Origin of the sequence: Novipirellula aureliae (genome assembly GCF_007860185.1) — a bacterium.
GTDB classification, from domain to species: domain Bacteria; phylum Planctomycetota; class Planctomycetia; order Pirellulales; family Pirellulaceae; genus Novipirellula_A; species Novipirellula_A aureliae.
The window spans coordinates 428328-443202 of the sequence record NZ_SJPY01000004.1 but is presented as its reverse complement, the minus strand read 5'-3'; the positions used below and the strand labels follow the sequence as shown (position 1 = coordinate 443202).

11 protein-coding genes are annotated in these 14875 nt (G+C 53.4%); 2 read left to right on the top strand and 9 right to left on the bottom strand.

What is annotated here, in order from left to right; translation table 11 throughout:
• Window positions 1-35: 35 nt before the first annotated feature.
• The 6 genes from gluQRS to tpx form a co-directional block, all read right to left on the bottom strand.
• Window positions 36-989 (bottom strand): tRNA glutamyl-Q(34) synthetase GluQRS, encoded by a 954-nt coding sequence (gluQRS, locus tag Q31b_RS14030; RefSeq protein ID WP_146600300.1) that lies wholly within the window; start codon window positions 987-989, stop codon window positions 36-38.
• Entirely contained in the window at window positions 989-2371 is a 1383-nt protein-coding gene (gene asnS, locus Q31b_RS14025; protein WP_197171561.1) for an asparagine--tRNA ligase, read from the bottom strand. The genes gluQRS and asnS overlap by 1 nt, the downstream gene beginning before the upstream one ends.
• Window positions 2372-2535: 164 nt before the next feature.
• Window positions 2536-3300, bottom strand: a complete 765-nt coding sequence (locus Q31b_RS14020; RefSeq protein ID WP_146600298.1) for a hypothetical protein — start codon at window positions 3298-3300, stop codon at window positions 2536-2538.
• A gap of 19 nt (window positions 3301-3319) precedes the next feature.
• On the bottom strand, window positions 3320-3793 hold the full coding sequence (locus Q31b_RS14015) for a hypothetical protein (protein WP_197171524.1): 474 nt from the start codon (window positions 3791-3793) through the stop codon (window positions 3320-3322).
• Between the two features lie 72 nt (window positions 3794-3865).
• On the bottom strand, window positions 3866-4855 hold the full coding sequence (gene trhO / locus Q31b_RS14010; RefSeq protein ID WP_146600297.1) for an oxygen-dependent tRNA uridine(34) hydroxylase TrhO: 990 nt from the start codon (window positions 4853-4855) through the stop codon (window positions 3866-3868).
• A gap of 216 nt (window positions 4856-5071) precedes the next feature.
• Window positions 5072-5587, bottom strand: a complete 516-nt coding sequence (gene tpx, locus Q31b_RS14005; RefSeq protein ID WP_146600296.1) for a thiol peroxidase — start codon at window positions 5585-5587, stop codon at window positions 5072-5074.
• Window positions 5588-5819: 232 nt separating this feature from the next.
• On the opposite strand from tpx, the gene Q31b_RS14000 reads away from it, so the two are divergent.
• Window positions 5820-7937 (top strand): hypothetical protein, encoded by a 2118-nt coding sequence (locus Q31b_RS14000; protein ID WP_146600295.1) that lies wholly within the window; start codon window positions 5820-5822, stop codon window positions 7935-7937.
• Between the two features lie 3 nt (window positions 7938-7940).
• Window positions 7941-8375: a hypothetical protein gene (locus tag Q31b_RS13995; RefSeq protein WP_146600294.1), complete on the top strand. Its 435-nt coding sequence runs from the start codon at window positions 7941-7943 to the stop codon at window positions 8373-8375.
• Here the strand turns inward: Q31b_RS13995 and Q31b_RS13990 are convergent.
• From Q31b_RS13990 to Q31b_RS13980, 3 genes are all read right to left on the bottom strand, one after another.
• Window positions 8276-9553: a M48 family metalloprotease gene (locus tag Q31b_RS13990; RefSeq protein ID WP_146600293.1), complete on the bottom strand. Its 1278-nt coding sequence runs from the start codon at window positions 9551-9553 to the stop codon at window positions 8276-8278. The genes Q31b_RS13995 and Q31b_RS13990 overlap by 100 nt on opposite strands.
• A 199-nt stretch (window positions 9554-9752) precedes the next feature.
• Window positions 9753-10232: a cyclic pyranopterin monophosphate synthase MoaC gene (moaC, locus tag Q31b_RS13985; RefSeq protein WP_146600292.1), complete on the bottom strand. Its 480-nt coding sequence runs from the start codon at window positions 10230-10232 to the stop codon at window positions 9753-9755.
• 362 nt (window positions 10233-10594) lie between these two features.
• Window positions 10595-13744: a vitamin B12-dependent ribonucleotide reductase gene (locus Q31b_RS13980; protein ID WP_146600291.1), complete on the bottom strand. Its 3150-nt coding sequence runs from the start codon at window positions 13742-13744 to the stop codon at window positions 10595-10597.
• Window positions 13745-14875 lie beyond the last annotated feature (1131 nt).

Sequence of the window (14875 nt, the reverse complement as noted above, 5' to 3'; positions counted from 1 at the left end):
GATATCAGCCCCTTGGTTATTTAGCGATACCCCCGCTATTGGAACAAATCATCCGAAACGGTTACCGGCTCGCGAGCCAACTTGTCCCATGAAAACGTCGCGATCACCTCGTCGGCCGAAATCGGCTGGAACGCCGAGTTCGATTCCCCTGCACTCGATTGCTTCGTTGCCTCCGTTAGCCCGGCGCTTGCGGCGGCCCAACCGACGATGCGCTCCGCAGCAATGCCATGCTCTCGCAGCGTGCTCAAACGCGTGTCGCCATGCCGTTTCGCCAACCGCCGTCCGTCCGGCCCCTGTACCAACGGGACGTGGGCATAGCGGGGGACCGTAATCCCCAAGGCTTGCGCCAACAACCGATGCCGAAACGTACTCACTATCAAATCGTCTCCACGAACCACCTCGGATATCCCCATTGCACCGTCATCAAAAACGACCGCCAAATGGTACGAGATATTGCCAGTTTTTTGAGTGATCGGAAAGTCGCCCAGTTCACGTGCAGGGTTGCATTTCTGGTGCCCGCAAACACGATCCTCGAACGATATCTCTCGATCGAGAACGCGAAACCGCCAACAGTAGGTTCCCTCGGGTGGCAGCGAATCGCCAAGCGACCACGACGCACAAGTCCCTGGATAGACGTGCCCTTCGTGTTCATGATGGGGGGCCGAAGCCGCCGCCGCAATGTCCTTGCGTGAACATGTGCAAGGGTAAACACGATTGTCCAAGATCAATTTGTCGAGGGCAGCTTGGTAAAGCCCACGACGTTCCGTTTGCAGGTAGGGACCCTCATCCCATTTGATCCCCAGCCAAGCTAGATCTTCGATCGCCTGATCGATCGCCCACGGTTTGACTCGCGGTGAGTCGATGTCTTCGATACGCAGCACCAATCGTTGACCGAAGTGGCGAGCCGCCCAGTATGCAAGTAGGTAAGTCCGGGCATTGCCTAGATGCTGAGCCCCGGTTGGTGATGGAGCAAGACGACCGGCAGCCATTAAAACTCTGCGTTGCCAGGGGTCCGTGGGAATGGAATCACATCGCGAATGTTTCCCATACCGGTGACGTATTGAACCGCGCGTTCGAGCCCCAGTCCAAAGCCAGCATGTGGCACCGTTCCAAACCTTCTCAAGTCCAGATACCACCAATAATCTTCTTCGTTGAGTCCCGCTTCAGCCATCCGGTTTGTCAGCACGTCGAGTCGCTCCTCACGCTGACTACCACCGATGATTTCACCAACGCCTGGAACGAGCACGTCCATCGCAGCAACCGTCTTTCGATCGTCACTGACGCGCATGTAAAACGGTTTGATCTCTGCCGGATAATCCGTCAGGATGACGGGCCCTTTCACATGTTGCTCGGTCAAATAGCGTTCATGTTCGGCTTGTAAATCGGTACCCCATGAAACGGGGTACTCGAATTTCGCATTGCAATTCTCCAACACCTCGACCGCTTCGGTGTAGGTCATGTGTCCAAACGGGCGTTCGATAACGCTTTGTATTTGCTCGAGGACTCCTTTTTGGATTCGTTCATTGAAGAACGCCATGTCCTCTGCGCAGTGATTCAAGCAGTCGGTGAAGATACGTTTTAGGAAGTCCTCCGCTAGCTGCATGTCGTCGGCTAGGTCGAAGAAGGCAGCTTCGGGTTCAACCATCCAAAACTCGGCCAGGTGCCGTGACGTGTTGCTGTTTTCGGCGCGGAACGTCGGCCCAAACGTGTAGATTCGACCGAGTGCTGTCGCAAACGTTTCTCCATTGAGTTGTCCGCTAACGGTCAAGTAGGATGGTTTGCCGAAAAAGTCGTAATCATATTTCACCGGCCCGCCCGATTTGGCCAACCTATCCAAGTCGAGTGTCGTCACGCGGAACATCTCGCCCGCGCCTTCACAGTCCGACGCAGTAATGATCGGCGTTTGCGTGTAAAGGAACCCATTTTCGTGAAAGAAATCGTGAATCGATTGGCAAATCTGGTTACGGACTCGCATGACGGCCCCAAAGGTATTCGTACGAGGCCGCAGATGAGCCCATTCGCGAAGCTTTTCAAACGAGTGTCGCTTTTTCTGGAGTGGGTAGGTGTCGGGGTCAGCCCAGCCAAGCACACGCAGCGATGTCACTTGCAATTCGGTTGCCTGCCCCTTTGCTGGTGAGGTCTCTAGTTTTCCCTGCACCACGACGCTACACCCAGCGGTCAACTTTTGCACCTCATCGGCGTAATTGTCGAGTTCAGCTGGGGCAACGATTTGAAGGTTCCCTAGGCAGCTGCCATCATTGATTTCGACAAAGCTGAAACCACCTTTGCTGTCTCGCCGCGTCCGCACCCATCCACGGATCTCGCAATCCACTCCAGCGGATTCTTCTTTGCGGGCATCAACAATTCGCATCCATTCCGCCTGTTTCCGTTCGCTTGTCATGTTCCGTTCCTATCGGTCTCGGTCGCTTGTTTCATCGCATGCCCCTCGGGCCGCGTGTTTATGAATTGTTTAGCCGTGTGCCCATCGGGATGCGAGATTTCGGTGTGGTGCGCGGGGCCCGTTGATCTCGCGGTCTAACGAATCCCCAAATCTTCGACACCCGCCTTTGTTGACTCAGCCGGTTCAGGTGGCTTCGGCTTTAAGAACACTTTGCCGTCTTTGATTGTCAGGCTTTCGAAGCGTCCCATCCAGTGGGCTACGTTCGGATTGCGGTTGATTTCACTCGTAAAATTCTGGTTGTCCATCGCCTCGAGCACGCTATCGGGAACCGCTTCGCCATTCACCGTCGCTTCTTCCAGGCGTATTCTCAGCAAGCGGTCTTCGATCGCCAGATCGAAGGTTACTTTGGCGTTAAAAAAACGCCCTTCACCACCGGGCAACGCGTCCGTTGGGAAACTGACGTCACCGACCATCTTATCATCGAGAATGTCTAAATGCACTCGCCCCTTTAGCTCGGGATGCCGGGCGATCAGGGCATTGATCTGGTTGGCTGACAATACCAAATCGGGTGGCTCCGGTTGCTCTCGCTCGATCGATTGCCGAAAGGTTTCGATCTCAGCCTCTAATCGCTGGATCTGCTCAGGTGCATACTCGACGGTCGGAATCACAACGGGGGCGGTGGCAGTGTACTTTTCGAGTTGACCAACGTAGTACCAATAACCGCCAACACCGCCGCATCCGATCAGAATGAGCAAAACCAATGAAACGGTAAGACAGCTTTTCCAGCGGCAACCGGTTGCTAAATCTGGGGTTGCAGGATCTCCTGGCGCTGGGCTTTCAACGGGAGAAGTGGGCAGGATTTCGGTGCGATCGTGTTCGTTTTCGATGGTCCTGCCCACAAATGAAGAATCAAAACGTTTATCCAACACACCACATGTTTTGAAACCACTCGACTCGAGCGGCACGGGTGGCCGTGTACTTGGCTACACTCGGATCGAATTTTTGGTTCGCCAGGAAGGACAAGAAAGGTTCGTAGGGGACTTCGGCTTGCTGAGAGATGATATCAACGTTCTCGCTTTCGGGCTTCCAATCGTAGAGCACCTTTTTGTCTCGTTCGAAGCGTTCGTCCAAATACTGGGCATTGGATGTGCTGGTAACGACGAAATCGCAGTTCTTGCGGCACAAAAAGCAGAGCAATTTCGAGGCCAATTCGCGAGCTTGTTCAACGTTTTTGTCGCAAGATGCCGACGCGATGTTCCAAAGACTGACAAAACCGTCCTCGTCCAAATCCTCGGGTAACGCCTTGATTTCCGACAATAACATCTTCTTTACTGGCGTTTCTGCAGTCGTTTCTTCGGTTTCTTGGTTTGCTTTGGGGTCCAATTCCGCCATCAATTTTCCTCATAAGAATAAATGTCAAAACATGAAAGGGACCAATCAATGACCCGATCACGCCAAACACTATTAAAGCAAATCTTCACCGTTTTGGCTAGGGATTGTCCGAAAAGGGGGCTGGCCCTTTGCAGGAGATTCGTTTTTCTCGATCGTTTCGGCTTGTCGGGAGTGGGTCAGATCGATCTGTCGTTGACGTTCGGCAAACCGGGATTTTTGCTCTTCGGTCAACTTGTCGACACAGCGCGGACAATGGACTCCGGGTTGAAAATCGGGGTGTGATTGAGACGGGCGGTCTACGGGCCAACCGCACCCGAAGCACAATACATGATCGGCGACCGCCAAGCCGTGCGACACCGCCACTCGCTCATCAAAAACAAAGCAATCGCCCCGCCATTTCGATTCCGATTCGGGGGTCTGCTCCAGGTATTTGAGGATTCCACCGCGGAGGTGATAGACATGCTTGAAGCCTTTTTTCTTTAACAGCGCCGTCGACTTTTCACAGCGGATACCGCCCGTGCAAAACATCGCCACTTTCGATTGCTTTGCGGTCGCCAAATGCTTGTCGACAAACTCTGGGAACTCACGGAACGAATGGGTTTGCGGATCGGTAGCCCCTTCAAATGTCCCAATGGCGACTTCGTAATCGTTACGAGTGTCGATGAGCAAAACGTCAGGATCTTCGATCAAGTCGTTCCAGTCTTTGGCGTCAACATACGTCCCGACCGAGTCATTGGGGTCAATTCCGTCGACACCCAGAGTGACGATTTCTTTCTTCAGTCGCACCCGCGTTCGTTTGAACGGGATCTGCTCGCAAAACGATTCTTTCACATCCGTATCGCAGAAACGGGGGTCGCTTCTCAAGAACGCGAGCACCGAATCGATCCCTTCCCGCGATCCCGCGATCGTTCCATTGATGCCTTCCTCGGCCAACAAGAGCGTTCCCCGAACCGATGCAGCGACCATTTGCTGCAAAATCGGTTCTTGGAGTCGTTGATAGTCGGGTAGCCGCACAAATCGATAGAGTGCGGCTACCACGATTGCTTCAGGGTTTGGCGTCATCGCTTCTGATTTAACCAGATTCAAACTTTAGGGTTAGCGGTAACCGAAATCAAATTTAGACAAAGCACTACTGTTTTGCCACATCTTCATTTGGGCGTAGAGCGTAGTGGATCTTGTTAAAGATCCATGCAGTGTGGGATCTTTAACAAGATCCACTACAAATTGTGTGGGATCTTTAACAAGATCCACTACAAATTGTGAAAGGCATCAAATGGATTACACCAAGGAGTTGATGGCGGCCATTGCGGCAGCATAATCGGGCTCGTTGGTTACTTCCGGCACGATTTCCTTGTAGATCACTTTGCCATCGGCATCGAGGACGAAAACGGCTCGCGTTAACAATTTCAATTCTTCGATCGTCACACCATAGTCCTTGCCAAACGCATGCGTTTGATAGTCGCTGGCGGTTCGCATTTTGACATCTTCCGCACCGCAAAAACGAGCTTGTGCAAACGGTAGATCGCGGCTTACCGTGACACAATGGATCTTGTCACCTAGCGATCCTAACTCTTGATTGAAACGCTTCGTTTGAATGGCGCACGTCGGCGTATCCAAACTTGGCACGATACTAATCACCGATGGTTTGCCCTTTAAGTCGGCTAACGTGAGCGTTTGGATGCCTGCATCGGCATAGTGTAATTTGAAATCGGGGGCTGCGGCACCGACGGCTAAGTCGTCGCCCTCAAGCGTCATTGGGTTACCCTTAAAAGTAATGACTCCAGATCTTCCCATGGTCGCATCTCCTGTTTGGTTGGGTTATATTTTTGTGCGGCCGAGTCGTCGGCTCTGTCCCAGTATGGTAGCTGTTAGACAAATCGTGAATGGGGTAGCCTAATCCTGTAGCGGAACTCGTCAACCGTTTCGTCGGGGGGGGGCGTGCGGGGCGAAAGTCTTGGCGACTTTCGCTACGTTTTGCGGCTATGCCGAGTTAAAGTTTTATCGAAGCGGTTTTATGGAAACCCCGATGCGATTTCGAAACGTTTTTGTTCTTGTTGTCTCGCTTTTGACAATGGTCGCGATCCGTGGGGCACTCGATGCCGAGGCGGCCGATAGCCGCTTTGCCCATAGCGATAGCGATTCCGCATTTCTGCATCACATCGATCTCTACGATGCCGCCAACAACAAAATCAATGCTGACTCACAAAAACCCTATTCTCCTTTGATGACTTGCGGGAGATGCCACGATTACGACACAATTTCACATGGGTGGCATTTTAACGCTTTCCTGCCTGATACCAACGACGGTCGCCAAGGCGAACCTTGGATCTGGACCGAAGAACGAACGGGAACCCAACTTCCGCTTTCCTACCGCAAGAACGATCAACTGTTCAACCCGAACGAGCTGGGGATCACTCCGTGGCAGATGACTCATCAGTTTGGCGATCGTATCCCCGGTGGTGGAGTCGCCGCACCTGAGCAGGATGACGTTGTTTCCGATCGTTGGAAACTCAGTGGTATGCTTCGAATCGATTGCATGTCCTGTCACGCGTCCCAAGGCAGCTACGACTTTAATGCCCGTCGTGAGCAAATCAAGGACGACAACTTTGCTTGGGCAGCAACGGCCGGGCTGCGGCTCGGCACAATCGATGGAAAAGTCTCGCGAATCAGGGAGGGGGCCGATCCGGCTGACGAATCGGTTCAAAGCAATCTGCCCAAGGTCGACTACGACGATCGAATCTTCTCGCCCGATGGGACCGTCTTCATCGATCTGGTGCGCAAGCCTGACAATAACGCATGTTATCAATGCCATAGCCAACGAACCGTCGGACCCGATGGCATCGAAGAGCGATGGATGCACGACCAAGACGTCCACCTCCGCGCCGGTATGGCCTGCGTTGACTGCCACCGAAATGGAATCGATCACAATACCATTCGCGGCTACGAAGGCGAAAGTGAAACCTACGACGACCCGCAGATACGGCGTGAAATGGTGACCCTGAGCTGTTCCGGGTGCCACTTTGGAACCGAGAATCCGGCTGGGACATCGAGCCACAACGCGACACCGACTGCGGCTAGCAGCCAAAGCCAACCACCGAGCGTCGATATCACCTTGCGACGTGGACGTATGGGCGCTCCGCAGCCGCTGCACGAAGGTCTTCCACCGGTACACTTCAAGATCATGTCGTGCACGACTTGTCATAGCGGTCCGGTCCCGAAACCCGAATCGATGGGGATGCTAACCAGTTTCGCTCATGGACTTGGTGAAAAAGGGCATCGGACTGGCCGTGAATTGCCACGCATCGTCGCTCCTGTTTTTGGACTCGGAGAAGACGGTAAAATTTACCCCCAACGTGCCGTATGGCCAGCATTCTGGGGAACGATTCGCGATGGCGAATTGACGCCGATTGATCCGTCGAAAATCTATGACTTGACCCGTCGCTCGCTACGCGTCCGGCGGAACTTTGTCGACGAGTTGGTGATGCCCGTGGCGAGTCGCACGGAGCGAAAAGAGATTCTCGGCGAGGAACGTGCCTCTTTGAAAGATGAAGAACTGACGGAAGAAGAACTGGCGAAAATCGAAACCTTTCGCATCGAAGCTGGCATAAAACGATTCAACGAAAAAGTCTCTGCCACTTTATCGGCGCTCGAAAACGAACTCGATGCCGAAGCGGTCGTCTATGTCGCCAATGGACGAATCTACAAAAAGAGTGCCGCTACGGAGGGCGATGTCGATGTCGATGTCGATACCAATGTCAGCGAACTTGTGCGAATGGAAAAGTCCGAATTGAAAAATCCTGAATCGGTCGACATGGTTCGTTGGCCGTTGGCACACAATGTACGCCCCGCCGGTTGGTCGCTCGGGGTGAACGGATGCCTTGAATGCCATGCCGAAGGGGCTGTGATTTTTGATTCGGTCGTACAGGCGGTCGGTCCCGCACCCGGTCAAGGACCGGCAATCACGATGGCGGAGCTTCGTGGTCGAAGTGCGAACCAAATTTTGCTTTGGAACCAATTGTTTGGTGGCCGCAAGATCTTCAAATTTCTGATCGCCGGTTCGTTGGTGGTGCTGCTCGTCGTCCTCTTGGTTGGCGTCGGTGCTTTTTCATCGCGTCTGGTCTCCGGTAACCAAAAATCTGTTTAAGCTATGTTGAAACTCTTCGAAAGTCTATGTTGGTTGGGGCTCGCGATTAGCGTTGTGGCTCTGACAATCACCTCCCTCCCATCGCTGGGCGGTTCGCATGTGGGCGGCAATATGTTATTGGCTCACATGATGGCGAGTGGCGTTTTGGTATTCACTCTACCGCTTTTAGCAGTGTTTGGGGTTGGCCGTATGCTGGGGGCTGGAGAAGCAAGTCCGGCGCAGAAAATCAGTTTTTGGGTGACGATTGCAACGGGTTTTTTGACGATTCTAACCGTCTTTGTTTGCATGTTGCCCATTCCATCAACCGAGACGATGCATACATTGGCGTTGCTACATCGCTATGCGGGGTTTGCGATGGTTCCTGCGGTGGTGCTGTTTTTGATTTCAGCTTGGCAATTTCGCCGCATGAACTCGATGCGCTCATCCACGCCTGGATGAAGCCAAGTTCGGCGACGATTTTGAGGATGTTCCTCTGTCACGCGGAGCAGGGCGAGGCCGAGAGTTGTCGCTGCGTCGTCATAGGTCGTTGGAACATCGTCGACCAATGGCGCGATCGCGACCGCCATCCGACAAGCCTGAAGATCGGCATCGAGCTCCGTTCGGTAGGCAACCATTCGCAAGACGATTAACGTCATCAATAGCCCCGCGGCACTTCCGGCTGCCGTCGCCCAGCTGGCCTCGCCCGCCACATGAGTAACCAAGGCACCGAAGCCCCAAGCAGGCAAGATCGCCAACATTCGTAGCGGGACATGACGACGTCGCAAGTGAGCCGCTTCATGCAGAACGACCATTGCAATTTGAGTTCGCGATAATTCGTCCTGCAAACGATCTGAAATCAACATCGTCCGAATCGGCGGCAAAAATCCGATGATGACTGCGTTGAAAGCCCGGCCGCTCGTATTCCAGCGAGCAACCTTGGTGCGCCGCAGTCCTGAATTTTCGAGTAGCGAAGTGACCCATTCGTTGGTCGCCGTATCCAGAGCTTCCGTTTTGAACAATCGAGAAACAATCCATGGCAGTCCCGCACACAGAAAAAGTAGCGATGTGATTGCCAGGATGCTATTTGCGGTCCCCGTTTGAATCGGCAATTGACCGACGAAATCAGCGACTCCTAGCAAGAAACCAATCGGTACGATTAACCAAGCCATCCCGCTTCGAAAGGCCCCCGAGATTGCACTCCAGTGTTCGCCAATTCCCGAGTCAACGTATCCCATTCGAACGCCGTAACGGTGCTCGGCCGACCAACTCGCGGCGGCTAGAAGCACCGCTGGCGTCAACAACGCGATCGATTGCAATAACATCGAATCGGTTAAAATGGGAACCGAGTCGATTCCACGAGCAAGGCCAAAACCGCCTAAACACATGACGATGACCCCGAGCCCGAGCCAGCGAAAAATGTCGAGCTGTTTTTCTAAGTAGCGAGCGCCCTCGAGTGGTTCGATCTGATCGGCAAGCACGTAGTTGGCGGTCGTGCGAGCGGCAATGTGACACAACAACCACCAAGCGGTTATCATCCCCATGCTGGCACCGATCGCACGAGGCAAGTCGACGTCTCCTTGAGGCAGGGAGCCGCAGCTAAGTGAGACGACGATCAGCAGAAACGATTGCAAGTGCATCAGGCAAAAACGCCAGAAAGAACGAATGAATAGGAGCCAACGAGCGATCAAAGGCACAGTTTATCCCACATTGGAAGAAGTGTGAGAAAGATCCAATTGTTTCGTTGCAGAAAGCGAGGGAGCTTGTCGGTCGTAGCGATTGTAACGCTTTTAGGCAAGCGGCACACCTATTTGTTTCAGACCAGCGAACCACCAATGACTATCGGGAAAAATCGCCTGACTTGCCGCCCGATTTTCGCTCCAAAACAACAGGCCCAATTGCGATCGATTTTTCGAGTGATTTTGTCATGTCGTAGATGGTCAAGGCGGCGATCGACGAACCGGTCATCGCTTCCATTTCCACCCCCGTCTTGGCGGACGTACGGACGGTGACAAGGCATTGCAACACGTCACGGTTCTCTGACGCGTGCGTTTGCTTCCAATTAAATTCGACCGATACCGCTTCGATCGGTATTGCATGACAAAGCGGAATCAATTGGGAGGTCAACTTGACAGCGTTGATGGCAGCGATCCGGGCGATCCCAAGCACGTCCCCTTTGGCAGTCGTGCCTTCGCGAATAAATGCTGCCGTTGAAGGCGACATGACCACTTCCGCCGATGCCACGGCTTCGCGGACTGTAACTGATTTGGCCGATACGTCGACCATGTGTGCCTGACCGGAGGAATCAAAATGCGACATAGATTTTGGGATGGGTAAATACGTTTCAGGTCGCTTCGAAAACTTACCGGAAACGTTTTGGGAAAATCGTTAAGCTTCGTTATCGATGAGGCATGGGATTCGTGATAAATACAGGCTGGAACGCGAGTCCAATCGTGCCTGGCCAACCTCGTGCTATATCACCGCTTGATATTAGGCTTGCAATATCGTGGCTGGGGGGCACCTTGCTGCGGTAGGCTACGGCTGGAAGCCACCGCCACGACAGATTCTTACCCTCATTCTTCGTTGTGACAAAACTTCTTCGTTGTGACAAAACGCGAACCCAGAAGCCACCGACGAATCGGTGGCTTCCTGATTTACGTGATTCGATAAACACCAAACGGTTAACTGCAGCCCATACTGTTGCCACAGTTGTGGCACAGATAACAATTGCCGTTGCGTACGGTGATTGAGCCGCAGTTGTCACACGATGGAGCATCCATTTGGAAGCGGGCGAACTGCTCGGTCTGTGAAGTGACGGACGGATCAAAAACGCTCCTTGACTCCTGCTCGCTGTCCCCACCCGAATGCCCGTTGCTTCCTGGTTGCCCGTTGCTACCCGAATGCCCGTTGCTACCTGGTTGCCCGTTGCTACCTGGTTGCCCGTTGCCTGAATGTGAATCTGGCAAACTCGCTAGAAACGTTGCTCGTTCAGCAATCGCGACGGCTGCTCCGGCATCTTCGCGGAGTTCTTCGATCGCTCGATTGGTTGCTGCAGTGGTGGGGCCGTTTCCATCGTTGGTTTTTTCAGCCTTCGCCGCTGAAGGCGAATAATCACCGTGACCACTCATGAAGGTCAACCCGAGCCAGCGGGCAATATAATCCACCACGCTCTTGGCAATTCGAATGTCCTTGTTCGAGGTCATTCCCATCGGCTCGAAGCGCGTATGGCTAAACTTGTTCACAAGAACTTCGAGAGGCACACCGTATTGAAGAGCGATCGACAACGCGGTTCCAAAGCTGTCCATGATCCCGCCGATCGTCGACCCTTCCTTCGCCATCGTGATGAAGATTTCACCCGGACGTCCGTCTGGGTAAAGTCCCACACACAAATAGCCTTCGTGCCCGGAGATGCTGAACTTATGAGTCAAACTTTGGCGTGTATCAGGCAGACGTTCACGCGCGGGACGGTAAACGACGCGTTCGACCGTCTTGATCTTCACGGTTTCGCCCTTTGCGTCCGCCTTCTCGTCTTGCTTTGTATTAAGTGGCTGTGACTGCTTGCTACCATCCCGATAAATCGCAATCGCTTTGAGTCCGAGTTCCCAGCCCCAATAATAGGCGTCGGCAATATCTTTCGGCGTGACATCATTCGGCATGTTGACCGTCTTGCTGATCGCCCCCGACAGGAACGGTTGTGCGGCGGCCATCATGGCTACGTGTGCTTGCCAAGCAATACTACGAACACCGTTGGCAGGTTTGAACGCACAATCAAATACTTTCAGGTGCTCTGGATCCAAATCGGGAGCCCCTTCGATCGTATCGTGCTCATCAATGTACGCCAAAATACCTTCAACTTGGCTTTCCGAGTAACCGAGGTTTTCGAGCCCCAAGCGAACGGTGCGATTGACGATTTTCAGCATACCGCCACCCGCAAGCTGCTTGTATTTCACAAGCGCGATGTCTGGCTCGATGCCGGTTGTGTCGCAATCCATCATGAAACTAATCGTTCCGGTCGGAGCAAGAACGGTCGCTTGAGCATTTCGGAAACCGTACTTGTCACCGATTTTCAGTACTTCCTCCCACAACTGCGTGGCAGCCTGTTTCAGCTCGGCAGGGCCATCGTCGTTGATCTCGTCACATGCATCTCGGTGCATTTGCATCACACCCAGCATCGGAGCCTCGTTCTCGGCATAGCCATCGAATGGGCCGACGGCGCCAGCCAGCTCGGCACTCGTGCGATTCGCTTCGCCATGAAGCAGCGCAGTCAGCGAACCACACAAACCTCTCGCCGCATCCGAATCGTATGCCAAGCCAGCGGTCATGATGACGCTGCCCAAATTCGAATAACCGAGCCCCAGCGGGCGAAACGCGTGGCTGTTGCGAGCAATCGGCTCGGTTGGATACGACGCGTGGTCAACGAGAATCTCTTGGGCGATGAAGAACAATCGTGATGCCGCTCGGAATCTTTCCACATCAAAACTGCCGTCCCGACCGACGAACTTCATCAGGTTGATCGATGCCAAGTTGCAAGCGGTATCGTCGAGGAACATGTATTCGCTGCAAGGATTACTCGCATTGATCTCGCCACTGTTAGGGCAGGTATGCCATTTGTTGATCGTCGTGTCGTACTGAACGCCGGGATCGCCGCAATGCCAGGCACACTCAGCCATCTTGTTGAGCAATTCGCGAGCATCGTACTGGGGGGCTTCGCCGGCAGTCTTCTCGTCAACCCAGCGGGTTTGGAACGACTTGTTGTCACGAACCGTTTCCATGAAATCGTCCGTCACGCGAACCGAAAGATTCGCATTCTGGAAACAAACACTGCTGTATGCTTCACCGTTAAAGTTCGACTCGTAGCCTTGGCGAATCAACGCGTGCGCCTTCTTCTCTTCGTTCCATTTGCACTCGATAAACTCCAATACATCGGGATGCCAAACTTTTAACGATTGCATCTTCGCAGCGCGTCGGGTTTTGCCGCCACTTTTGACGACCCCAGCGATCGAGTCGTAGACCCGCATGAACGACAAGGGACCCGACGGAGTTCCACCACCCGATAATTTCTCTCGTTGCGAGCGGATCGTCGACAGGTCCGTTCCCGTACCGGAACCAAATTTGAACAACATCGCTTCGCTACATGCCAAACGCATGATGTCTTCCATGTTGTCGGCGACCGATTGGATGAAGCACGCCGAGCCTTGTGGGTATTCGTAGGGGTTGTCCGGCTGAGCGGTGTCTTGTGTTTCTGCATCCCAGTGCCAATTGCACTTATCGCCAATGACGCCGTACTGAGCATGCAGCCCAACGTTGAACCAAACAGGACTGTTGAAGGCACCATGTTGATGAAGACACAACCAAGTCAAGTCGCGATAGAAACGATCGCCATCCGCGGGGGAATCAAAGTATCCATCGGCCAAGCCCCAGTCGGTAATCGTACGGGTTACCCGATGAATCAGTTGGCGAACACTCCGTTCTCGCTCGCCTGCATTGTGCGGATCGCCGTAAAAGTACTTCGATACAACCACGTTGGTTGCCAATTGAGTCCAATTCGATGGCACCTCGACGCTATTCTGTTCGAACAACGCCTTGCCCATCTCATCTTTGATCGACGCACTACGGGTATCCCAAGTCGTCGTGGCAAAGGGCGTTTCGCCGTTGTCCGGACAAAAGACCGTATCAATCTTTAGTCCATCACTCGTGCGGGACTTACGCAGCTTCGTACCAAATTGCGACTTGGCGTAATCGACTCCATGCTGCTCGTTGACGCGTTGGATCGCTGGATCGTTCTCAAGAGATGCGTTTTCTTGAGTTTGTGCAGAAAGTACCGTAGCCATACCTTTAAGACTCCTAAGGGGTTCGTCCGTGGGCCGTGATTGGGGTGCCAAAGTGGTTATTCGCGTTCCTCGCGAAGCACCTGAATCAGACCTTTTCGAAAAAAAATAGGGGCGGTTGCATGTCGACGATCAGTAGATTCGATCAGTTGATTTCGACCGGTAGTCATGATCAGTAGTGGCGACACCGCGAATGCTTGGGGACGTGTGCACGCAAAATTCGGAAAAATCCGATCAAGTGTTCAAAACGCCAAAAGAAGCCTAACCGCCAATGCTTTCACTACCCGTAGTGTCGAAATGCCATCGAACACACTAAATGTGGGCAACACGAGGAATCTTAGAGATTCGCTCTACAAAGTCAAACCGAATTTATTGAGGCTAACTAAGTCATTGATTTGCCATAACTTACAACGTTTAGGGGGGCACCCGGCATCTATTGGCATGCCATGCCCGATCGCCGTAACTCGTTACAAGATGAAGAGTTAGTGAATTTTGATAGCAAAAGCTGCGAAGAGTGGAAAACTTGTCGGAATCTGGAAAAAATGCCGAATGCTTGATCCGAAGCGAAGACAGGAGGGTAGGGGGGGACAGGCAGTCTGATTGTTGGTTGCAGACGGCGGCGGCTTATCCAGATTCGAACGTAGCGTTTGCGTGGCCGAAGTCTCCGGACATTGGATCGCGCTGCCTCCGTCACTCCCATCTGGGGCGGGAATCGGGGCCCCCTTTTTTCCGAGGCTCTTCAGGAGAATTTGTGGGTGAAAGGGAAGTTGCGGAAGTTTTTTTGGGGGCATGGCAGTCGCGATACCCATTGCCACTCTTGCTCGACTCCCTCGATGCCTCGGAGCAAGCATCGAGACAGATCGAACATCACTTCTCGACCGACGTCGCATTGTTTTCAGGCCAGAGGCCGACACGTTTTCAGGCCAGAGGCCGACACATCGATCGGAATCTCCATGTAAGTTCTTCACGCTCTCTTTTCTTGTTGGTGTCGTCGCGGTATCGGTTTGGGCTTCGCCGGCGATCGGCCAGGCTAGCAAGCCCAATGTGGTCTACTCTTTTGCGATGGTCTGGGGGCCGGCGACCGGTGGCTAGCGGCCTGCTGATTTAATCGTTTAACGCTTAGCCGAAGGCGTC